Source organism: Haladaptatus ordinarius, from assembly GCF_054177595.1.
In genome coordinates, this window is record NZ_JBPEHH010000035.1 from 26,479 (window position 1) to 47,313 (window position 20,835).

The 20,835-nt window shown below is 62.0% G+C and carries 21 protein-coding genes; 15 read left to right on the forward strand and 6 right to left on the reverse strand.

Features of this window, described 5'->3' with window-relative positions; genetic code table 11:
* Positions 1-67: 67 nt before the first annotated feature.
* The 3 genes from ACR3FF_RS14180 to ACR3FF_RS14190 all read left to right on the forward strand — a co-directional run bounded on the left by ACR3FF_RS14180 (position 68) and on the right by ACR3FF_RS14190 (position 3,926).
* Complete coding sequence (locus ACR3FF_RS14180) at positions 68-931, forward strand: MBL fold metallo-hydrolase (RefSeq protein ID WP_458188735.1); 864 nt, start codon at positions 68-70, stop codon at positions 929-931.
* Positions 932-1,015: 84 nt separating this feature from the next.
* Positions 1,016-3,112, forward strand: a complete 2,097-nt coding sequence (gene rqcH, locus ACR3FF_RS14185) for a ribosome rescue protein RqcH (RefSeq protein ID WP_458188736.1) — start codon at positions 1,016-1,018, stop codon at positions 3,110-3,112.
* Between the two features lie 121 nt (positions 3,113-3,233).
* The gene (locus ACR3FF_RS14190) at positions 3,234-3,926 is read left to right on the forward strand and encodes a DUF4013 domain-containing protein (RefSeq protein ID WP_458188737.1); all 693 of its coding nucleotides are present in this window, start codon (positions 3,234-3,236) and stop codon (positions 3,924-3,926) included.
* Between the two features lie 81 nt (positions 3,927-4,007).
* Here ACR3FF_RS14190 and ACR3FF_RS14195 read toward each other — a convergent pair whose 3' ends face one another.
* Positions 4,008-4,625 carry a DUF4013 domain-containing protein gene (locus ACR3FF_RS14195; RefSeq protein ID WP_458188738.1) on the reverse strand — a complete coding sequence of 206 codons (618 nt, stop codon included), beginning with the start codon at positions 4,623-4,625 and terminating at the stop codon, positions 4,008-4,010.
* 170 nt (positions 4,626-4,795) lie between these two features.
* Between ACR3FF_RS14195 and ACR3FF_RS14200 the strand changes: the two genes are divergently transcribed.
* Positions 4,796-6,046, forward strand: coding sequence for an RNA-guided endonuclease InsQ/TnpB family protein (locus tag ACR3FF_RS14200; RefSeq protein WP_458188739.1), 1,251 nt, complete (start codon positions 4,796-4,798; stop codon positions 6,044-6,046).
* A 216-nt stretch (positions 6,047-6,262) separates the two neighbouring features.
* A complete protein-coding gene (locus ACR3FF_RS14205; protein ID WP_458188740.1) occupies positions 6,263-7,348 on the forward strand; it encodes an mRNA surveillance protein pelota in 1,086 nt (361 codons plus the stop codon).
* On the opposite strand, the gene ACR3FF_RS14210 is transcribed toward ACR3FF_RS14205, so the two are convergent.
* A complete protein-coding gene (locus ACR3FF_RS14210; RefSeq protein ID WP_458188741.1) occupies positions 7,333-7,539 on the reverse strand; it encodes a hypothetical protein in 207 nt (68 codons plus the stop codon). The two genes, ACR3FF_RS14205 and ACR3FF_RS14210, sit on opposite strands and share 16 nt — an antisense overlap.
* Positions 7,540-7,621: 82 nt before the next feature.
* Between ACR3FF_RS14210 and ACR3FF_RS14215 the strand changes: the two genes are divergently transcribed.
* On the forward strand, positions 7,622-8,155 hold the full coding sequence (locus ACR3FF_RS14215; RefSeq protein ID WP_458188742.1) for a hypothetical protein: 534 nt from the start codon (positions 7,622-7,624) through the stop codon (positions 8,153-8,155).
* Here ACR3FF_RS14215 and ACR3FF_RS14220 read toward each other — a convergent pair.
* A complete protein-coding gene (locus tag ACR3FF_RS14220) occupies positions 8,152-8,883 on the reverse strand; it encodes an MBL fold metallo-hydrolase (protein WP_458188743.1) in 732 nt (243 codons plus the stop codon). The genes ACR3FF_RS14215 and ACR3FF_RS14220 overlap by 4 nt on opposite strands.
* A gap of 171 nt (positions 8,884-9,054) precedes the next feature.
* Here ACR3FF_RS14220 and ACR3FF_RS14225 point away from each other — a divergent pair, with 171 nt between their 5' ends.
* Positions 9,055-9,591 (forward strand): gluconate 2-dehydrogenase subunit 3 family protein, encoded by a 537-nt coding sequence (locus tag ACR3FF_RS14225; RefSeq protein ID WP_458188744.1) that lies wholly within the window; start codon positions 9,055-9,057, stop codon positions 9,589-9,591.
* Positions 9,588-11,183, forward strand: coding sequence for a GMC family oxidoreductase (locus ACR3FF_RS14230; RefSeq protein WP_458188745.1), 1,596 nt, complete (start codon positions 9,588-9,590; stop codon positions 11,181-11,183). The genes ACR3FF_RS14225 and ACR3FF_RS14230 overlap by 4 nt, the downstream gene beginning before the upstream one ends.
* Here ACR3FF_RS14230 and ACR3FF_RS14235 read toward each other — a convergent pair.
* Positions 11,180-12,145: a DUF4349 domain-containing protein gene (locus tag ACR3FF_RS14235; protein WP_458188746.1), complete on the reverse strand. Its 966-nt coding sequence runs from the start codon at positions 12,143-12,145 to the stop codon at positions 11,180-11,182. The genes ACR3FF_RS14230 and ACR3FF_RS14235 overlap by 4 nt on opposite strands.
* A 231-nt stretch (positions 12,146-12,376) precedes the next feature.
* Between ACR3FF_RS14235 and ACR3FF_RS14240 the strand changes: the two genes are divergently transcribed.
* From ACR3FF_RS14240 to ACR3FF_RS14250, 3 genes are all read left to right on the forward strand, one after another.
* Positions 12,377-13,351, forward strand: a complete 975-nt coding sequence (locus tag ACR3FF_RS14240) for a carbohydrate kinase family protein (protein WP_458188758.1) — start codon at positions 12,377-12,379, stop codon at positions 13,349-13,351.
* 55 nt (positions 13,352-13,406) lie between these two features.
* Positions 13,407-14,987 (forward strand): uracil-xanthine permease family protein, encoded by a 1,581-nt coding sequence (locus tag ACR3FF_RS14245; protein ID WP_458188748.1) that lies wholly within the window; start codon positions 13,407-13,409, stop codon positions 14,985-14,987.
* Between the two features lie 94 nt (positions 14,988-15,081).
* Positions 15,082-15,387 carry a zinc ribbon domain-containing protein gene (locus ACR3FF_RS14250; protein WP_458188749.1) on the forward strand — a complete coding sequence of 102 codons (306 nt, stop codon included), beginning with the start codon at positions 15,082-15,084 and terminating at the stop codon, positions 15,385-15,387.
* Here ACR3FF_RS14250 and ACR3FF_RS14255 read toward each other — a convergent pair.
* Positions 15,380-15,754, reverse strand: coding sequence for a secondary thiamine-phosphate synthase enzyme YjbQ (locus ACR3FF_RS14255; RefSeq protein ID WP_458188750.1), 375 nt, complete (start codon positions 15,752-15,754; stop codon positions 15,380-15,382). The genes ACR3FF_RS14250 and ACR3FF_RS14255 overlap by 8 nt on opposite strands.
* Positions 15,755-16,145: 391 nt before the next feature.
* Here ACR3FF_RS14255 and ACR3FF_RS14260 point away from each other — a divergent pair, with 391 nt between their 5' ends.
* The 4 genes from ACR3FF_RS14260 to ACR3FF_RS14275 all read left to right on the forward strand — a co-directional run bounded on the left by ACR3FF_RS14260 (position 16,146) and on the right by ACR3FF_RS14275 (position 20,145).
* Complete coding sequence (locus tag ACR3FF_RS14260; RefSeq protein WP_458188751.1) at positions 16,146-16,553, forward strand: ABC transporter substrate-binding protein; 408 nt, start codon at positions 16,146-16,148, stop codon at positions 16,551-16,553.
* Positions 16,553-16,936, forward strand: a complete 384-nt coding sequence (locus ACR3FF_RS14265) for a type 1 periplasmic-binding domain-containing protein (protein WP_458188752.1) — start codon at positions 16,553-16,555, stop codon at positions 16,934-16,936. The genes ACR3FF_RS14260 and ACR3FF_RS14265 overlap by 1 nt, the downstream gene beginning before the upstream one ends.
* Before the next feature lie 767 nt (positions 16,937-17,703).
* On the forward strand, positions 17,704-19,089 hold the full coding sequence (locus ACR3FF_RS14270) for a HAMP domain-containing protein (RefSeq protein WP_458188753.1): 1,386 nt from the start codon (positions 17,704-17,706) through the stop codon (positions 19,087-19,089).
* Between the two features lie 30 nt (positions 19,090-19,119).
* Positions 19,120-20,145: a methyl-accepting chemotaxis protein gene (locus ACR3FF_RS14275; RefSeq protein ID WP_458188754.1), complete on the forward strand. Its 1,026-nt coding sequence runs from the start codon at positions 19,120-19,122 to the stop codon at positions 20,143-20,145.
* A 3-nt stretch (positions 20,146-20,148) separates the two neighbouring features.
* Here the strand turns inward: ACR3FF_RS14275 and ACR3FF_RS14280 are convergent.
* Positions 20,149-20,835 (reverse strand): RNA-guided endonuclease TnpB family protein (locus ACR3FF_RS14280; RefSeq protein ID WP_458188755.1); only part of this gene is annotated, 687 nt, incomplete at its 5' end.

Here is a 20,835-nt window from a genome sequence, read left to right on the forward strand (position 1 = left end):
CCGCGCGATTCGACAGACTCGACTGCCTGACCGCTGTCATTTTCACCTCCCTTTTCGACGTTCTGAAATGGACGTAACAGTGCTCGGTTCGGGGGGTAACTTCCCGCTGCCGATGCCGACCTGCGACTGTCGGGTCTGTGTCGAAGCGCGCGAGAACGGACTCCCGCACTCTCGGGCCGGTAACGCGACGTTCGTCCACGACGCAAAGGCGCTCGTGGACGCCCCCGAGATGGTCTGGCAGATGTTGAACCGCGAGCGAATCTCGGACGTGGAGTACGTCTTCGTCTCGCATCACCACAGCGACCACGTCCGCGGTCTTCGGGTCGTGCAGGCGCTCGGCCGCGAGGGCTTTCCGATGTCCACGTGGGAGAAGACAGCGCCACCGACAATCGTCGTCAGCGAGAACACCTACCAACTGCTCGAACGGGCACACGGAATCGTCGCCGACTACGAGGACTGGGGGTTCGCCGAGTTCGAACGTCTCGACGACGGCGAGACGATGGACTGCAACGGCGTGGAAGTGACCAGCCTCGGCTGGGAGATGGAACCCGACGGCGAGAATCTCATCTTCGGATTCCAGTTCGACGACGGGGACTCCGAGACCCTCGTCACGCCCGACGAGACGAAGTTTCTCGACACCGACCGACTGGCAGACGACCTCGACCTGTGGGTTCAAGAGTGTGGTCTGTTCCGGAACGACCCCGAAGGAAATCCCATCTTCCACGACGACCTGTGGGAGCAGGAGACGGAACTGGAGATAACCTTCGAGGAGACTCTAGAGCAGGTGCGTGACGTTCGCCCCGACAGGGCTGTCCTCACCGAGATAGACGAACTGTTACAGCGAAGTTACGACGATTTCTGCGATCTCGAAATGGAGTACACGGACCTGAACCTCAGATTCGGCTACGACGGGATGAAGATATCCGTCTGACCTGACTATCTCCAGAACCTGACCACCTCGCCATCGTACCGCCCGAACGACACGCCTTTCCCACCGCCCGAGAAAATCACGGTCATGGATAGAAAGCGAGAGCTTTCGAGCATCGACCTCGCCGCTGTCGTCCGCGAACTCGGTTCATACGAGGGCGCGAAGGTCGACAAAGCGTACCTCTACGGCGACGACCTCTTGCGTCTCAAGATGCGGGATTTCGACAGCGGTCGCCTCGAACTGCTCGTGGAAGTGGGCGAGATAAAGCGGGCGCACGTCTCTGCGCCGGAGCACGTCCCGGCCGCACCAGGCAGGCCGCCGAACTTCGCCATGATGCTCCGCAACCGCCTGAACGGGGCGGACTTCGCGGGCGTCGAACAGTACGAGTTCGACCGTATCCTCCAGTTCCACTTCAAACGCGGAGACGGCGATACGACCATCGTCGCGGAGTTGTTCGGCCAGGGTAACGTCGCCGTTCTGGACGAGAACAACGAAGTCGTCGACTCCCTCGATACGGTGCGACTCAAGTCCAGAACCGTCGCACCGGGGTCACAGTACGAGTTCCCTGACTCGCGGGTGAACCCCCTCACCGTCGGCTACGAGGAGTTCGCCGCCCGGATGGACGACTCGGACACCGACCTCGTCAGAACGCTGGCGACACAGCTCAACTTCGGCGGCCTGTACGCCGAGGAGGTCTGTACCCGCGCCGGCGTCGAGAAGGCCAAAGACATCGCCGAGTCGGGCGAGGAGGAGTACGAACGACTGTACGACGCCATCGAACGACTCAAAGAACCGCTGGAGACGGGGCAGTTCGACCCCCGGGTGTACTACGAAGACGACACCCGCGTCGACGTGACGCCGTTCCCCCTAGAGGAGTACGAGGGCCGGGATTCGGAGGCGTTCGAGTCGTTCAACGCCGCCGTGGACGACTACTTCACGAACCTCGATTTGACCGAAGACGAGGGAACGCAGGGCGCACAGGAGCCACAAAAACCCGACTTTCAGGCACAAATCGAGAAACAAAAACGCATCATCGAACAGCAGGAGGATGCGATAGAGGGCTTCGAACGGCAGGCACAGGCCGAGCGCGAGAAGGCCGAACTGCTCTACGGCAACTACGGATTCGTGGACGAAATCCTCTCGACGATTCGGGCCGCCCGCGCCGAGGACACGCCGTGGGAGGAAATCGAAGCCAGATTCGAGGAGGGGGCAGAACGCGGAATCTCGGAAGCCCAGGCAGTACGGGTTATCGACGAACGCGAGGGAACCGTCACCGTCGAAATCGACGACACCGAAATCACTCTCCGTCCGGAGGACGGCGTCGAGAAGAACGCGGACCGCATCTACACGGAGGCGAAGCGAATCGAGGAGAAGAAGGCGGGCGCACAGGCCGCCGTCGAGGACACCCGCGAGGAACTCGAAGCGGTCCGCAAGCGGCGAGAAGAGTGGGAGGCAGAACCGACACCGGACGACGACGAGGAAGAGTCGGCGGAAGTCGACTGGCTATCGCGGGCGTCCATCCCCATCAGAAAACAAGAACAGTGGTACGAGCGATTCCGCTGGTTCCGAACGTCGGATGGCTTTCTCGTCATCGGCGGGCGCAACGCCGACCAGAACGAAGAACTCGTCAAGAAGTACATGGACAGAAACGACGTGTTCTTCCACTCACAGGCCCACGGCGGTCCGATAACCGTCCTGAAGACGTCCGACCCGAGCGAACCCTCGACGGACGTGGAGGTTCCAGACCAGAGCAAACGGGAGGCGGCCCAGTTTGCCGTCTCCTACTCGTCGGTGTGGAAAGACGGTCGGTTCTCGGGTGACGCCTACCAGGTCTCACCGGACCAGGTGTCGAAGACGCCGGAGAGCGGAGAGTATCTGGAGAAGGGCGGGTTCGCCATCCGCGGCGACCGTACCTACTTCCGCGACGTGCCGGTCGGCGTCGCGGTCGGAATCACCGTCGAGCCGAACACCCGCGTCGTCGGTGGCCCTCCCTCGGCCATCGAGGGGAAGGCGGTCACGACCATCGAGGTCGAGCCGGGACAGTACGCACAGAACGACGCCGCCAAGCGACTCTACCGGGAGTTCCGCGAGCGATTCGAAGATACGTCGTTCGTTCGGAAGGTCGCCAGTCCCGATTTGATTCAGGAGTTCCTCCCGGCGGGCGGCAGTCGGATGGTGGACTGATCCCTGTTCTAGAGTATTCGATACGTACTGTTTTTGTCGAGAACTGTTAAGCAGGTAGACGGCGTCTATCTACGTAGGTCGGGCGTTCTACTCGGTCGTAGACCCGACTGTGGGGGCAATCATGTTCAACGATAGCATAAACTACCTGAAAGACAGCGACGACGCCGCGATAACGGTACTCATCGGCGGTTTGCTCGGAATCCTCGGCTTTCTCGTCGTACCGGCGCTGATCGTGGAAGGATACGTCATTCGCGTCCTTCGACGCGTGTCGGCCGGCGACACGGACGCACCGAAGTTCAGCGACTGGACGACGTTGACCGTAGACGGTCTGAAAGCCGTCGTCATCGGCATCGTCTACCTCGTCATCCCGGCGCTCATCGCTGCCGTGTTCGTCGGTGGTGGCGTGACGCTCGCGAACGACCTGCCCTTGGTCGGTGGATTAATCGCCGTCCTCGGCGGGGTGTTGACGCTCGTCGCCGGACTCGCGGTCTGGTACGTGATTCCTGCGGCGTTCGTCCGGTTCGCGGAGAAGAACGCGTTGGGGGCCGCGTTCGATTTCGAATCGCTCACGCCCATCCTTCGAAACCGCGAGTACGCTACCGGATGGCTCCTCGCACTGGGTGTCCTCGTCGTCGCCTTCGTGCTCGCGAGCGCGGTCTCTGTCGTCCCGCTCGTCGGCTGGCTGGCGGCGGTGCTGATTGGCTTCTACGCGCAAGTGACGGCGGCGTACATCTACGCCCGGTCGTACGCGGAAGCGAACGAGCACCGACTTCGGAGCGGGCCGGAGATGGAAGACGGTCGACCCGCAGTCTGATTTTTTCTTCGAACCGTGACAGATGGCTACTCTGTGGATACTCGACGTTCGACGTGAAAACGGAGACGGGCGAGTTCGACCTCAGTTCATCGGCGTCGCGGCGGACCCCGGCGACTGACTCTGCTGGTGGGTCGCCTCGCCGAACGCAGTGCCGAACATGTAGCTTCCTGCGAGATAGAGCCAGAAGTAGAAGAACGGGAACAGGAGATACCCGAGACCGAGCGTGACGAGTGCGAGGACGTTGGCCAGCACTCCAGCGACGAACGCGACGAGGAACACGGTCACGACGACGATGTAATCTCTGCTCGTCAGTACCGGGGTGAGCGTGTCGAAGTCGAATGCGGCACCGATGTTTCCGGCGCGACCGAAGTTCGTGAGTGCTACCGGAAGGACGTACTGGATGACGAACGCGAGTATCATCGCGAGGAAGATACCAAGGAGACCCAATCCAGTGAAGAGATCTCCTGCGTCGCCGCCTGCACTGCCGCCGATTCCGATGAAGGCGGCCATCACTCTCATCATGATTATCGGGACGATGGAGTAGGCGAGGACGACGAGCGTCGCCTTCAGTCCATCGACCAACAGGTCGCCCCAGTCCTCGAAAGCGGGCGGTTCCGTTTCACTGCGTGAGGCTGCCACCAACGCTCGTATCATGTATCCCAGCACGATGAAAGCCGGGATGAGCAGAAACGAGAACACGATCAGGACGCCGCCGATGATGTTTCGTGCTATCTTTCTGCGAGGAGAGAATCCCGCCGTTTACGGCGGGAGTGAATGCGACAACCTCTGACACAATCCACCGTCGATGGCAGGCTGGATATTCAACATTAATCTATACCATTAAGTAGATTTATCTACATAAGCTATGTATGGCGATTGAAGTCACGCGCACCTACATTGGTTCCATCCAGAACCACCGGCAGGTGTGTGATGGCCTCGATTCGCTCGGATATTCCGCCTCAAAAATCTGGAACGTCGCACGATGGACAGCAGACCGCGTATGGGATGAGATTGGCGAGATCCCCGACGAAGCCCCGCTCAAATCGTACATGAAGAACCAAGCGTGCTGGAAAGACCTGAACGCACAATCCAGTCAGAAAGTCATCGAAGAACTTTCCGACGCTTTCCAGTCGTGGTTCAACCTGCGACAGAAAGACCCAGAGGCAAATCCACCCGGCTACCGCAAACACGGTGACAACCGCCCTCGTTCCACGGTCATGTTCAAAACAGACGGCTTCAAGCACGACCCCGAGAACAACCACGTCCGACTCTCAAAAGGCTCGAACCTGAAAGAACATTTCTCAGACTTCCTGCTCTGCGAGTACCAAACTCGCCCCGACGTTGACCTCGGTGAGGTCAACAAGGTGCAGAACGTTCGCGCCGTCTGGAATGGTGACGAGTGGGAACTGCACTTCGTCTGCAAAGTCGAACTCGAAACCAACGACTCCGCAGGCGATGGCGTTGCAGGCATCGACCTCGGCATCACAAACATCGCTACGGTCGCTTTCCCCCACGAATACGTGCTTTATCCCGGTAACTCGCTCAAGCAGGACAAGCACTACTTCAAACGTACCGAGTACGACACCGGGGGCAAGAACGGCCCGTCCGAGAAGTCGATGTGGGCACGTCGGAAACTCGCAGACCGTGAGACGCATTTCTACCACGTTCTCACGGACACCATTATCACCGAATGTGTCGAACGCGGTGTTGGCACGCTCGCGGTGAGTTGGCCCGAAGACGTGCGAGAGTCAGACTGGGGCAAGACCGGCAACAAGAAGTTGCATACGTGGGCATTCGACCGCATCTACCAGTACCTCGCATACAAAGGTGAGATACGTGGCGTCGAGGTACTGAAAGAAAACGAGTGGGACACCTCAAAGACCTGCTCGCGGTGTGGTGACGACACGAAGTCGAACCGTGTCGAACGTGGCTTGTACGTCTGCTCGTCGTGTGAGTTGGTGGGTAACGCGGATTGTAACGGGGCGGAGAATATGCGCCAGAAGATAACTCCGAGTTCTCATGGAGAGGATAGGAGTAACGGTTGTGTGGCACAGCCATCGACATATTTGTTCGACCGCGAGAGCGGGATGTTTCACACGAGAGAACAGGTTGTGTCGTAAACCAGCAAATATCCCACCTGTGGAACGGGAAGCCCCGCCGTTTACGCCGGGGAGGATGTCACTCCGTCGTCACCGTTCGTCGGATACGAGAGTGCGTCTTCTAACATACGAGACAACTATTCTAATCAGAGTATTTAGTGATATTTGATAGTTTCTGTAATCTGTGGTGAACTCCGAATAGTAGGGCACTTACCGGCGGGAAACACACTGCCATGCATGCAGATTCACGATCGAACGTCCCTCGACGGGAACAGAGAGCGAATCACGCTCGTTCCCGAGAGCCTGGACGACCTCTGGCATCTCACCTACCTCCTCGAACCGGGTGACGAAGTCGCGGGAGATACGACTCGACGCATCCAGCGACCCGACGACCAGATGCGCGATACGGGCGGCGAGCGAGAGCACATGCACGTCACGATAGACGTAGAGGACGTGGAGTTTCATCGGTTCGCTAATCGTGTTCGGGTCGGGGGCGTCATCGCCGACTGCTCGCGCGAAGACCAGTTGGGTCTCCACCACACGCTCAACGTCGAAGAACGGGACAAAATCTCCATCACGAAGGTGTGGAAACGCGACCAGCTAGACCGACTGGACGACGCCGTCGAAGCGACCGACAGTCCAGACGTCGCCATCGCCACGGTTGAAGAGGGCCAAGCACACATCCACACCGTCGCCCAGTACGGAGCGGACGAGTACGCTTCGTTCACGGGGACGACGGGAAAAGGCGAGTACGCGGGGGGACGCACCGAACTGTTCGACCAGTTGGGGTCGGCGCTCACGCACCTCGACGTGGACGCCATCATCCTCGCGGGACCGGGGTTCACGAAACAGGACGCCTACGACCACATCGTCGATACGTACCCCGACCTGACTGAGAAGATGACGCAGGTGGACGTGAGTGCGGTCGGCGACAGAGGTGTTCACGAGGTGCTGAAACGCGGTGCCGTCGCAGACGTACAGGAGGAGACGCGAATCGCGGAGGAGGCGGAACTCATCGACGAACTCACGAAGCGCATCGCGGAGGGTGCAAAAGCCGCGTACGGTATCGAAGAAGTGGCACGCGCCGCCGACTTCGGAGCGGTCGAACACCTGCTCGTGCTGGACGAGCGACTTCGGATGGAGCGCGGCGCGACCGGCGAAGAGGAATCCGGTGGCGAGTGGGCCATCGACGTGAACGAGGTCATCACGGACGTCGAGCGAAAAGGCGGTGACGTCACCGTGTTCTCTCACGAGTTCGCACCGGGCGAACAGCTGTCGAACCTGGGGGGTATCGCGGCCCTGCTCCGCTATCGATTGGAGTAGTCTCGCCGGTAGAGATACGCCGCCAACCCCGCGATGCCGAAGAAGCCGACGACCAGCGCTCGAACGAGGGGAGCGGATTGCTCGCGCCGGGTCGACTCGCGGTAGACATAGTAGCCGGCGGTCGGCCAGAAGACGAGGAGATAGAGCACGAGACGGACCACTGCGCCATCGCTAGCACCGAGGACGTCCATACCTGCGTATTGCTGGCCCACGGGATAGGTTTACCGCACCGGCAAGAACGCTTAACCGCCGCGCGGCCGGAATTTCGGTAGGATGTTTCTGTATCTGGCGGGGAAGTTTGCCATCGTCGCGGTGTACTATCTCGTCAGGCTCGTTCCCGTCGCCGGTCTCAAACTCTCCGATCGCTACGAACACCGGATGTTCGGCCCCGTAGTCGAAGACGTCTCGGTGACGGACGTCCGGGGCGAGCGGTCGGGACGGTCGGTCGTCGTCGAAATCGAGTTCGACAACGACAGCACGCTCAACGCGCACATCGTCGGTGGGAACGTCAGGCTGGGACGCGAACGGGACGGTGAGACGGTCTGTAACCTCGTCTGGATGGACGACCTCGCCTCGACACCGAAGAACGTCGAGGCGTCGAAAATCGAGGCCGAAGGCACCGGTACGCTCCGACTCGAACGCAGCCTCGACGCCGACGAACTCTGGGTGGATGGTCAGCTGCGGTTGCGTCGAATCGTGACGGTTCGGGAGCGAGAACTGCCGTTGGGCGTCACGACGTTCACCCTGCCGGACGAATCGGTCGGCGTCGAACCAGACCACGAAGACCAGCGAACCGCAGCCGACTAGAGAGTCACCGACAGCAGGTCTTCGGCGAAGCGAACGTCGCCGTCGTAGTGGGTGGCGATAGAGTCCAACATCGCCTCGTGTTTGCCGTCCGTGTGGGGGTAGAGGTGCGTGAGATAGACGCGACCGATGTCCACGTCCGAGAGCGCCGAACCGAGCTGGTCGGGCGTCGGGTGATTCGACACGTCGACCTCGTCGGGGAACGAGCAATCGTGGACGAGAACCGCAGACCCGTCGGCGAAGTTCGCCAGGCCGGAGAACGCCTCGCTGTCCCCGCTGAACGTGAACTCGTCGCCGAACCGGTAGGCCAGACAGATCGAGGAGTGACGCGTCTCGAACCCTTCCACGTCGAAGCCCGCCACGGAGAACGCCTGCGTCCCGACCTCCCGAACCTGGAGGTCGATCCGCCCGTCTAAATACTCGTGGACGGACAGCAGTCCATCGAGGAGGGATTTCGTCCCTTTCGGCCCGACGACTTCGAGGTGGTCTTTCCCCGCGAGCCAGCGAGCTTTGAGCAGCGGGAGGAGGTCGGCGACGTGGTCTACGTGATGGTGGGTCAACAGGACGGTCGAGACGTTCTCGTAGCCCACTCCTGACTGCTGAAGGCGGTGGAGGACGCCGCTGCCACAGTCCACGAGGAGGCGACGCCCGTCGTCTTCGAGGACGATTCCGGTCTGAAACCGCTCGCCGGTCGGCATCGCACTTCCCGTGCCGAGGAACGTGACTCGCATGTGTACATGGGCGTGGAGGAGGGTGAAAAAGCTTCATTCCGTGTGCGTCGCGCGACCCCCGTCCCGGATTTTCGTCGACGTGCGACGGATGGGACGCCGACAGCGAGGCCCCATCGCTCGTGTCACGAAAGGGTAAGCCTCAAGTTTTAGGTCTGCCTAATCTCGTCAGCGATGGAGTTGACTCGTCGGGACGCACTGGCAGCCCTCGTCGCGAGCGGGGTCACGGTCGCGGGAGGCGCGGCCTTCCTCGACGCTCGCGAGTCGGACGAGGCCGACGATGCGACGCTGTCCGAACGCGACGTCGAGACCCTCGTCGCGGTGGCCCGCGTGGTCTATCCCTCACAGGTCTCGGGGGTCAGGAAGTTCGTGGAGACCTACGCTCTCGGACGCGTCGACGACCGACCCGCGTACCGCCGAGGGATGGCCGACGTTGTCGCCACGCTCGACGACTACGCGACCGATTGGCGCGACGGACACTTCTCCGCCCTCGATTCGGAGGGTCGGGACACGCTCCTCCGAGAGATGGGGGTCGCCTCTGCGACTCCCGACCCGGAGGGCACCGACGCCGAGCGCATCCGCTACTATCTCGTCAACGACCTCCTGTTTGCGCTCTACACCTCGCCTGCGGGCGGCGAACTGGCGGGCATCGAGAACCCGCAAGGACACCCCGGCGGACTCGAAAGCTACCGGCGGGGGCCGAACCGATGACCGACAGAACGCCATCGAATCGCGTCGACGTCTGCGTCGTCGGTGCCGGTCCGGCGGGTGCACTGGTCGCCCACACGCTCGCACGACGGGGTCACGACGTGGTGGTCCTCGAAGCGGGCGAACGATTCGAAGTCGAGGACAAGAAACGCCGGATGGAACGGGCGATACGACCCGCCCACGGGGCGCTTTCAGTCTGGGACATGGGTGGAAAACGGGACGCCTACACCTCTGTGGGGGAGGAATCGTACCCCTTGAACCACACTCGCGTCAAGGGGGTCGGTGGCACCACGCTCCACTGGCAGGGGATGGTGATGCGCCTCCACGAATCTGACTTCGACGCGTGGCCCATCTCCTACCGTGACGTGCGGCCGTACTACGCCCGCGCCGAATCGGCGCTGGGGGTCGCGGGTGCGAACGACAACCCCTTCGCACCACCCCGAAAGCGACCCTTCCCCCTCCCCGCGTTCCGCCCCTCGTACAGCGACTCCCTCTTCGCCGACGCGTGTGAGAGCCTCGGCGTCACGATGCACTCGGTGCCGAACGCGCGCAACTCCGAACCGCACGACGGACGAAGCCAGTGTGTCGGTTTCGGCACCTGCAAACCGGTCTGTCCCTCCGGCGCGAAGTACAGCGCGGACGTCCACGTTCGAAAGGCCGAGGCCGAGGGAGCACGAGTCGTCGACCGCGCCGCGGTGCAGCGCCTCGAACACGACGCGTCGGGCGACCGAATCGAGGCCGCCGTCTACGCCACGCCGGACGGCGAACACCACCAGGAGGCCCGCCAGTTCGTGCTCGCAGGCGGCGGGGTCGAGACGCCACGTCTCCTCTTGCTCTCGGCGTCCGACCAGTACCCCGACGGGTTGGCGAATACGAGCGGGGCAGTCGGTCGCTACTTCATGGAGCACCTGTTCGCGGGGATGGGTGGGCGACTGGACGAACCCACCCGCCAGAACCACGTCGGCTTCCTGACCAGCGAGTGTCACCAGTTCTACGAGAACCCGTCGGCGGGCACGAAGGGAATCGACGCGTGGTCCGGCAGCGAACTCGCCCCCCTCAAACTCGAATTTCTGAACTACGCTGGCCCCTCGCCCGTCGAAATCGCGCTCGATGCGAACGAGTGGGGCGACGACCTGCTCGGGTCGATTCGGGAGACGTACGGCAACGCCATCGGCGTGGGTGCGCTGGCGGGGCAAGCACCGCGAGCGGAGAATCGAATCACGCTCGACCACGTGACGAGAGACGACCACGGCAATCCCGTCCCCGAAATCCAGTGGCGCGTCGACGAACGGACGAGAGCGACCCTCCGCCGGGCGAACGAGATTCAGCGCGCCATCTTAGAGGAACTCGACGCGGAGATTACGTGGCAGGTCGGTCCCGAGGACACCGGTCCGGCGTTCCATCACATGGGGACGACCCGGATGGGAACCGACCCGGAAGAGAGCGTCGTGAATCCACGTCTGCGGACACACGACCTGGAAAACTGCACCATCGCGTCGAGCAGCGTCTTCGTCACGAGTGGGGCGATGAACCCGACCCTCACCATCGCGGCACTCGCACTGAAAGCCGCAGACCACGTCCACGACCGACTTTAGCCGTCGTCTTCGACAGTCTCGTCGGTCCCGTCGGCTTCGGCGTCGCTCGCTCCGCTCGCGTCTCTTTTCGGGAGTACCGACGTGTTCGACGCGTCCGTCTTTCGCCGTCGCCAGAGCGTGACCGCACCGCCGACCGGAATCCCGAGAACGACGAGATACGGCACGAGGTACGCTGCACCGACGACCGTCGCCCGGAGTACGACGACCGTGCCATCGACCGAATCGAGGAAGGCGGCCAGTACGCCGGTATCGTACCACGACTTCTGGTCGGCGGTTCGCGCGTCGTTTTCCGGTCGAGGTTCGCGCATCTCCACCGTGACCGTCGAGTAGGCGACGCGGTTTTCGAGCGACTGCTCTCTTGCTTCGAGGCGCTCGATTTCGGACTGAACCTCGGAGAGTCGCTTCTGTACCGCCAGCACGTCCTCGGTGTCGCTGGCGTTCTGGTAGAGCTCACGGAGTTTCTCGCGTTGTGACCGGAGATTCGACAGGCGGGCTTCGAGGTCGACGAGTTGGTCGGTCACGTCCTGCGTTCCGGTACTCGATTCTACGACCTCACCTTCCCGTTTTGCCTCCTCGAAGAAGGTCGAGAAGTTCTCCTTCGGAACCCGGAACACGACGGTTCCGGTGGTCCACGTCTCGTTTCCGACGCGGTGGACGCGCTGGGTGGAGTCGCTGACGAACCCGCCCTGTCTGCGTGCCAACCGGGTGAGATTCCGACTCGACGTGTCGAAGCGCTCGACGGTCAGCGTGACGTTGCCAGTTCGGATGAGTGCCCGCTGCTGGACAGCGAGCGCCGACCGCTGTGAGTCCGTGGCGGTCGCGTCGGCTTTCGACTGCGAACCGCCGTCTGCGACCGTGTTCTTGGCGTCGCTCGCGCTGTCGTTCGACCCGGCACACCCGGCGAGTGCCACAAGGACGACCAGCGAGAGCACCACCACCACTCTTCGTGTCCGTGCTGTCATACTACGTACTGATAATTCAATCGACAAAGCTATTGGGTAGAGTGAAAGAGCCGTTTCACCCTTCTCGACTCGTCTCGCCGGACGGTCCATACACGTGAATCCGGTGTCGCGGAAGCAACGCCTTTCCCGCTGGCACACCCACGCGGAATCGTGACCGCCGACCAATCCACTTCCCGCGATTCGTCTACCGAACGGGACTCGTCCACGCCACGCGACGGTTCGTCGCCGCGAATCCTCGTCTCGGGTGAAACCCTCGTGGACTTTCTCCCGGAGCGTCCCGGTCCCCTCTCGGACGTTCCGTCGTTCGAACGCAGACCGGGCGGTGCGCCCGCGAACGTCGCCGTCGCTCTCGCCCGACTGGACGAGACGCCGTGGTTCTGGACGCGAATCGCCCGCGACCCGTTCGGCGACTATCTCACCGACGCGCTCGCCGACCCACTGCCGGACCGATTCGTCGAACGTGACCCGGACGCGAAGACGACGCTGGCGTTCGTGACCCACGACGAGGCGGGCGACCGGTCGTTCTCGTTCTACCGCGACGGGACGGCCGACACCAGACTTCGCCCCGGCGGCGTCCCGGACGAGGTGCTCGCCGAACTGCCGTGGGTGTACGTCGGCGGCGTGACGTTGGCCTCCGAACCCGCACGCACGGCAACGCTCGACCTCGCCGAACGCGCCCACGACGCCGGATGTACCGTCGTCTTCGACCTGAACGCCCGCCCCGAACTCTGGCCCGAGGGCGGATTCGCCGAGGCGGTTCGGGAGATGTTGGATTTCGCCGACGTCGTGAAAGCGACTCCGGACGACCTCCGGATGGCCGGATTCGAAGCCGACCCGTCGGGCGACACCGACGAGAGCGCCGACCTCGCGTCGGCCGTCTGCGAAGCGGGCCCCCACACCACCCTGCTCACGCTCGGACGGGAGGGAGCGTACGCGCAGGCGACCGAAGACGCTCCGTGGGGTGCCGGAACCGCGAGTCACGCGGGCTACGACATCTCGGTGACAGACACGACCGGTGCCGGGGACGCGTTCACTGCGGGTGCGCTCGCCGCACTCGCGGAGGGAAACCCGCTCTCTGACGTGCTCGCGTTCGCCAACGCGGTGGCGGCCCTCACGACGACCGAACCGGGTGCGATGACGGCGCTTCCGGACCGCGCGTCCGTCGGGACGTTTCGAGAATCGCAACAGTCTTCACGTGATTCGTAACGCCACTTTTATGCCATCTACGAGGAATCCGAGAGTAGACCACGACTGAGAACACATGGCTGATACAACAGGCGATACGACACAGGATTCGGCGCTCGAAGAGGCGTCGTTCGTGGAGTACGGTATCGAAGACAAACCACCGCTCGGGGAATCGATTCTGCTCGGCTTCCAGCACTACCTCACGATGATCGGTGCGAACATCGCCGTCCCGCTGGCGCTGGCGGGGGCGATGGGCATGCCGGCAGACCAGACGGCGCAGTTCGTCGGCACCTTCTTCGTCGTCTCCGGAATCGCGACGCTGGCGCAGACGACCTTCGGCAATCGCTACCCCATCGTGCAAGGGGCGACCTTCTCCATGCTCGCACCGGCGCTGGCGATCATCACCGTCATCGGCGGCGGGTGGCGCGTCACGTTGCTCGAACTGCAAGGTGCCGTCATCGCGGCAGCCTTCGTCGAGGTGGTGGTGGGCTACCTCGGACTGATGGGCTGGCTGAAAAGGTACCTCTCGCCGGTCGTCATCGCGCCGACCATCGCACTCATCGGGTTGTCACTGTTCGGCGTACCACAGATTACCGACGTGAACCTCGCCGCCCCGGGCGCACAACAGAACTGGTGGCTCGTCGGCCTCACGCTGGGTCTCATCGTCCTCTTCTCACAGTATCTCGACACCCATCGCGCATTCCGTCTCTTTCCCGTTCTGCTCGGCGTCGTCGCGGCGTGGGCCATTGCGTTCGTGCTGTCGTGGACGGGGTTCTACGCCCCCGGAACGCCGGGCTACGTGAACTACGGGCAGGTCGCCCAGGCCCAACTCGTCCAGCCCGTGATGCCCCTCCAGTGGGGGATGCCCCGGTTTACGCTCCCGTACATCATCGGGATGTTCGCCGGCGTCGTCGCCTCGATGATAGAGAGTTTCGGTGACTACCACGCCGTCGCCCGCCTCTCGGGCGTCGGCGCACCGAGCAAGAAGCGAATCAACCACGGCATCGGGATGGAGGGTATCGCGAGCGTCTTCGCCGGAATCATGGGCACCGGAAACGGGTCGACCTCCTACTCTGAGAATATCGGCGCAATCGGCCTGACGGGCGTCGCCTCGCGCTACGTCGTCCAGATAGGCGCGGTCGTCATGCTCGTCGTCGGCTTCGTCGGCTACTTCGGCCAGCTCGTGGCGACCATCCCCGGCCCCATCGTCGGCGGCCTGTTCATCGCCATGTTCGGGCAGATCGCCGCCGTCGGCCTGTCGAACCTGAAGTACGTCGATTTGGACTCCTCGCGCAACCTCTTCATCGTCGGCCTGGCCCTGTTCGCAGGACTCGCCATCCCGGCCTACATCGGGAACATCGGCACCGGGATGGAACAGAGCGGTGCCGACCTGTTCCAGCAGGGGATGCGAGACGTCGCGGTGCTCGGTCCGGTGCTCGGTTCCGACCTCGTTTCGAACACGCTCTACGTCATCCTCGGAACGGGGATGGCGGTCGGCGGCATCGTCGCGTTCGTCCTCGACAACACCATCGAGGGAACTCGAAAAGAGCGCGGTCTGGAAGCGTGGGAAGCCATCACGGAAGACGAGAGCGACTTCCAGAACGCCTTCGAGCGGTTCGGCTCCGGTAGCGGCTCCGACCCGACGAAAGCCGACTGAGCCGACGACGGCTTTTTACTCGTCTCATCGACTACCCACAGCCTTTTGTTCTCGTCAGTCCTGACTACTGGTAGCACGGAACAGAGATAATTCTATGACGGCAAACGAATCCGAGACGACGACCGAATCGTCCGCTGGTGACCCGGAGTCCCCGAGCGACGATGCAGAAGAACAGAGCGACGAGGCAGATATCGAAACGCTCCGCGAGGAACTCGAAACCACGAAAGAACGACTCCGCATCGCCGAACGGAACCTGCGATGGATAGCACAGCAGCAGGCGGCAGAGACCGGAAAGAGCGTCTGTCCGCAGTGTAACTCCGGCGGGGCGCTCGGGGTCGAACGAACCGCGACCGGAAAGAAGAAAGTCGAGTGTACGAACTGCGGAGAGCGGTTCATCTGACGACGACCCGGCGCGTTCGAGGGCCGTCACACTCCACGAACAGTATCGACTGCCACGTTCCCAGTAGGAGGTCGCCGTCCTCGACGGGAATCGTCACGTGCTCACCGAGGAGCATCGCCCGCAGGTGTGCGTCTGCATTGTCGTCCAACCGGTCGTGCTGGTAGTCCGCACCTTCCGGAACCAACTGCGATAGCACGCCTTCGAGGTCGGAGAGCAGGCGACCCTCGTTCTCGTTGACCACCACACCCGCAGTGGTGTGTGGGACGTAGACGGTGCAGGTGTCGGCGTCGTCAGCGACCCCTTCTGCGACTCGGTTCGTGATGTCGACGATATCTACCCGCTTCGAAGTCTCGACGTCGAGTTCCATACGCTGACTTCGACGCGTGAGGTCTAATACCTCGGGCTGAAACGAAGGATGGGAAACAGACTGTCACGCGATTTCTCGGCGAACACGCGATGGACCGCCGGCCACCGTCGACGAAGGACGGTCGCGAATCGAGGACCGAAGTGAGAGGAAGTCTCGACGAGATAGCCAATACCAATGATACAAATTAACACACTCAAATGTAGAACAATGACGTACAGATGGGCCCGAAACCCACAAATTACAAAATTGATAGCTATTAATATAAAATATTTAACATCACCATTAGTCGTAACTGTGAATAACACTTGACGTATCGAGAAGAGGATGTCTACGGTTAGCAGGGGGGACGCTTCCGGCCGCCGGCGCGCTTTCGGGCTGTCTCGGTGGACAGTTGAGTCGGTCGCCGATTCATTTCGGGGCACTGTTACCCCTCTCTGCGTCGGGATTCCTCGGTACTATTGCGGAGCATCATCGACACGCGGTCGAACGAGCGGTCACCGACGTCAACCGCGCAGGCGGATCACTCGACCGTCCCATCGAACTCACGGTCGAGGACACCGAACTCGACCCCAAACGAGCGAAGAAGGCCTTCGACTCCCCCGTCGATGCGGGAGTCGTCGGATTCGTTGGGCCGGTCGTCAGCGACATCTCGCTCGCGCTCTCCGAGAAATTAGCCAGCGACGGCGTCATCGGAATCAGTCCGTCTAGCACGCACCCGGCTCTCGCGACGACGGCCACGGCGAAGGGCACGAAGTACTTCGCCCGCACCGCTGCGAACGACAACCACAGGCGCTCGTGATGGCCAAAGTCCTCAACAGCGACCGCTACGTGGTGGCCGAGAAGGTCGCCATCGTCCACGTCGACAACCGATTCGGCGAGGGACTCGCGGAGACCATCGACGCCGAAGTCTCGGGCGACGTCGTCGCCACGATTCCGCTTCCGCCGAGGCGAGAGACGTACGCCAGACGAATCAGGGAAGTCCTCCAATCGGGAGCGGACGCGGTCGCCTTCGCCAGCGAACCCGGCAACACGAGGATACTCGAACTGCTGTCGAAACAGTCGTACGACAGCGAGTACGTCCTGAGCGCAGGTCTCGTCCCGAGCGAGATTTTGCCGCACATGGAAGGGATGTACAGTGCGTCCGTGGCGTCTACGAGCACGAGCGGCGGAACGAGCCGGTGAAGCCAGTTCGAACGCTATCAGCAAGAACCTCGTCTCGGTATCGGGAGGTCGCGGACAGACCGTCTCGGTCGGAGACTTCGACCGTGCGAAGACCCTCATGAACGCGGGACGGGAAGTGAACTATCAGGGGGCGTCGAGTTCCGTCGACCTGAACGAGAACCTCGAACCGCTCAACGCCTACTTGACATCCTCCCCGCGCTAAAGCGCGAGGATTCCTCGAAGAGGATATTAAGGTTGCGCGTTTCCTCGGGATCGAAGTGCGCTTTCGCGTCCTCCCTCAACGGTTGCCGTCCAATTATGACCAGGGACGTGCGTTCCAGCGCGTATAGCCGTGTCAAGCGGCCTTCCCACCCATGTTCAATGGGCGGTTCATCGGGACGGAATACCGTCCGTCCCTCTGCGACAGGGTATTCAGCCTGCTGGGTACCACCAGCAGCGTCAGACGACCTGGAGTCCCGGACGTGGTGGACTGGGCTTCGACTTTCTTACCCGGGCGAGTGAGACGACGAAGCCGTCGAACGGTCGAAGACCGGAACTCGAAACCGGGGAACGTCGGTAGTATAGATACGGCGGGAGAACGCTTAATCTTACCGTTCGTGGAATATCCGGCCCTGCTATCGGCGGCGGTTGTCGAGTACTTTGTCGGATTCATCCCCGCCCAAAAGGGCGAGGCTTTCTCCTCGATTCTACGTAATCGAACGAGTGGAGAACGGAAATGCCGCCCAACTCGAACTGTTGCAAACATCGTTCTTCGAAGGGAGGGAGCGATGACGGGGTCGGACGGCTCCCGTCGAAAGACGCTCGTGACTCGGGTCGAACGACTGTTACCGACCCGAATCAGGCGAAGTTACGCCGCGAAGTTCGGAGTAATCCTGTTCTCGATTCTGATCCTCATCGCGGCAATCGGCTTCTACATCCACTTCGACACGAAGGGCCTCGTCCAGGGCGAGACGCGCTCGGAGATAAACAACGCCGCGAAAGACGAAGCCGAAGCACTCCACGGCTGGCTCACGAAAAAGCAGTCGACGACTCGCTTCCTCGCCGAATCGCTCTCCGAGAACCGCTCGGACGCACAACGACAGGCGCTCGTCGAACGCAAGCTAATCACCTTGCCGAACGACGTACAAGCCATCCACTACGTCGATAGACGGAGCGGCACGGTGCTCGCGAGTACGACCGACGAACTCGTCGGGACGACGCCGAAAGCGACCGACGCTCCGTGGGCGGACGAATCGATATCGTTTGCCGCCGCAGACGCCGTCCAGGTGACGACACCCTACGAGACGAGTGGTGAACCGGTCACCGCGTTCGTCACGCCGACGTCGAACCCGAATCGAATGGTCGTCATGACCGCCTCCCTCACCGAACGCTCGCACGCGCTCTCGGCACCGATAGCGACCGGCGATATCACGGTCGTCGACCGAGAGGGGACGGTCGTCCTCGACAATCGCAACGCCAACGTACTGAAATCGTACGCCGACGAGTCGTGGTCGCTCATCGAAGACGGTCTGGCCGGGAACAGCGGCATCGAACGGGTGTCCGGAGCGGACGACGAACGTGCGGTCATGGCGTACACGCCCGTCGTCGGAACCGACTGGGTACTGCTGTACCAGGTGCCGGTCAACTCTGCGTTCGCACTCCAGACTCACGTCACCCGCAACATCGGCCTGCTCGTCCTGATGTCCGTGCTCGCACTCGTGGTTGTCGGTCTCTCCATCGGCCGTGGAACCGCTTGCTCGCTGTCGGAGGTCTCGGGAACGGCGGACGAAATCGCCGCCGGCGAACTCGCGGTCGACCTCCCCGAGACGACCCGGGAGGACAAGATGGGCCAGCTGTTCGGTTCGTTCGAGTCGATGCGCGAGTATCTGAACACGGTCAGCAAACAGGCGGATGCCCTCGCCCGGAAAGAGTTCGACGCGCCGGTGTTCGACGAGACGGTTCCCGGCGAGTTCGGCGAGTCGTTAGAAAAGATGCGCGAGGACCTTCGGACGATGGTCGCCGACATCGAGCGTGCGCGTGCCGAAGCCGAATCCGCACAGGCGGATGCTGAGACAGCACAGGCGCAGGCCGAAGAACTCAACGCGGCGCTCCAACACAAGGCTACCGAGTTCGGCACCGTGATGGAGCAAGCCGCCGATGGCGACCTCACTTAGCGAATGTCGACGGAAAGTCCGACGTAGTCGATGACCGAAATCGCCCGCGAGTTCAACGCGATGATGGCCGAACTCGAATCGACGATACGCGACGTCAACGAGTTCGCCGAAACGGTCGCTGCGGCGAGCCAGGAGGTCACGGCGTGCACACACGAGATAGAACAGGCGAGCGAACAGGTGACGGAATCGATGCAGGTGATGTCGACAGGGACGGTCGAACAGTCGGACCGACTCGAACGGACCGCCGGAGAGATGAGTGAACTGTCGGCGACCATCGAGGAGATTGCCGCCTCCACAGACCAGGTGGCCGCGACCGCCCGACATACCGAGAAGCTCGGAGAGAACGGTCGTGACGCCGCACAAGCGGCCATCGCGGAGATGAACGACATCGAGTCGGATGCCGAGACGACGGTCGAACAGATGGAGGAACTGGAGGCCGAAATCGCTCGTATCGGCGACGTGGTCGAACTCATCCGCTCTATCGCCGACCAGACGAACATGCTGGCGCTGAACGCGAACATCGAAGCCGCGAGCGCCGACGGTTCCACCGAAGGCTTCGAAGTCGTCGCCAACGAGGTCAAGGAACTGGCGAACGAGACGAAAGAAGCAGTCGGTGACATCGAACGCCGCATCGACACCGTCCGGAAGCAGGCGGAACTGACCGTCGACGACATTCGAGAGACGCGCAACGCTATCGCCGACGGGACGGGGACGGTTCACGAGGCACAGGAGTCACTCCGAGACATCGTGAATAACGTCGAAGAGACGAGCGTCGGCGTCAGCGAAATCAACGAGGTGACCGACGACCAGGCGGCGACGACGGAGGAGGTCGTCGCGTCGGTGGACGACGTGACGCGAATCAGCGAAAAGACTGCGTCGGAGGCAGAGGACGTGGCGGCCGCGACGGAAGAACAGACCGCCTCACTCAGCGAAGTATCGCGGAGTGCCGAATCATTCGCACAGCAAGCGGAATCGCTCGCCGCCACGGTCGGTGACATCCTCCCCGTCGTAAACGACGGGGCTTCCCACAACAGTGGGATTCCGGCAATGCCGTAGGTTTCAGTCCGAATACGCCGAAAGCGTCATCTGTGCGGGTTTCGCACTCGTCTTCCGGTGGACTGTGGCGGTGTCACAACCGCTCCCGTCCTGTGGCGTGTCATCGCGCTCCGGTTTCCAAGGAACGCTCTCACCCCACGGGTCTACGCGACCAGCGATATTCGCCGCCGCGTTAATATCTGCTTGGAATGTCGATACGTGGCAGTCTTCGTTTGCACAGCGGAACTCCGCTTGTGAACTCCGTCGCCCGATGTGGTCGCAGACGTGGCACGTCTTCGAGGTGTACGCCGGATTCACGAACCGAACGGGGATGCCCAATTCGGTTGCTTTGTCCGCGATACGACCCTGCAACCGTGCAAACGCCCACGCGTGAAGACGCCGATTCATGTACTTGCCGTAATCCAACCGCTCGCGGATGAATGACAAGTCTTCGAGGACGATAACCGGATTCTCGAACTGTCGGGCGTATTCAACAGCGTTCCGAGACGCCTTTTCAACGATGTCCGTCAAAGCGTTCTGGTAGTGGTCGAATCGTTCATCAATCCGCCACTCGGACGCGTCTCGTCGTTGAAGGCGTTTCAGGGTCGTGTACATCTCTTTGCGGAGGTGTCGGGCACGACTGCCACTTTCGAGCATCGGTTTCGTCGGTGTGTTGCGCTTGAGGGCACAGCCCGTAATCAACGCGGATTC

What these genes read in the sequence shown, in the direction of transcription:
- ACR3FF_RS14180 (WP_458188735.1), top strand. Translation starts at nt 68, where the DNA reads ATGGACGTAACAGTGCTCGGTTCGGGGGGTAACTTCCCGCTGCCGATG.
- rqcH (WP_458188736.1), top strand. Translation starts at nt 1,016, where the DNA reads ATGGATAGAAAGCGAGAGCTTTCGAGCATCGACCTCGCCGCTGTCGTC.
- ACR3FF_RS14190 (WP_458188737.1), top strand. Translation starts at nt 3,234, where the DNA reads ATGTTCAACGATAGCATAAACTACCTGAAAGACAGCGACGACGCCGCG.
- ACR3FF_RS14200 (WP_458188739.1), top strand. Translation starts at nt 4,796, where the DNA reads ATGGCGATTGAAGTCACGCGCACCTACATTGGTTCCATCCAGAACCAC.
- ACR3FF_RS14205 (WP_458188740.1), top strand. Translation starts at nt 6,263, where the DNA reads ATGCAGATTCACGATCGAACGTCCCTCGACGGGAACAGAGAGCGAATC.
- ACR3FF_RS14210 (WP_458188741.1), bottom strand. Translation starts at nt 7,539, where the DNA reads ATGGACGTCCTCGGTGCTAGCGATGGCGCAGTGGTCCGTCTCGTGCTC.
- ACR3FF_RS14215 (WP_458188742.1), top strand. Translation starts at nt 7,622, where the DNA reads ATGTTTCTGTATCTGGCGGGGAAGTTTGCCATCGTCGCGGTGTACTAT.
- ACR3FF_RS14220 (WP_458188743.1), bottom strand. Translation starts at nt 8,883, where the DNA reads ATGCGAGTCACGTTCCTCGGCACGGGAAGTGCGATGCCGACCGGCGAG.
- ACR3FF_RS14225 (WP_458188744.1), top strand. Translation starts at nt 9,055, where the DNA reads ATGGAGTTGACTCGTCGGGACGCACTGGCAGCCCTCGTCGCGAGCGGG.
- ACR3FF_RS14230 (WP_458188745.1), top strand. Translation starts at nt 9,588, where the DNA reads ATGACCGACAGAACGCCATCGAATCGCGTCGACGTCTGCGTCGTCGGT.
- ACR3FF_RS14235 (WP_458188746.1), bottom strand. Translation starts at nt 12,145, where the DNA reads ATGACAGCACGGACACGAAGAGTGGTGGTGGTGCTCTCGCTGGTCGTC.
- ACR3FF_RS14245 (WP_458188748.1), top strand. Translation starts at nt 13,407, where the DNA reads ATGGCTGATACAACAGGCGATACGACACAGGATTCGGCGCTCGAAGAG.
- ACR3FF_RS14250 (WP_458188749.1), top strand. Translation starts at nt 15,082, where the DNA reads ATGACGGCAAACGAATCCGAGACGACGACCGAATCGTCCGCTGGTGAC.
- ACR3FF_RS14255 (WP_458188750.1), bottom strand. Translation starts at nt 15,754, where the DNA reads ATGGAACTCGACGTCGAGACTTCGAAGCGGGTAGATATCGTCGACATC.
- ACR3FF_RS14265 (WP_458188752.1), top strand. Translation starts at nt 16,553, where the DNA reads ATGGCCAAAGTCCTCAACAGCGACCGCTACGTGGTGGCCGAGAAGGTC.
- ACR3FF_RS14270 (WP_458188753.1), top strand. Translation starts at nt 17,704, where the DNA reads ATGACGGGGTCGGACGGCTCCCGTCGAAAGACGCTCGTGACTCGGGTC.
- ACR3FF_RS14275 (WP_458188754.1), top strand. Translation starts at nt 19,120, where the DNA reads ATGACCGAAATCGCCCGCGAGTTCAACGCGATGATGGCCGAACTCGAA.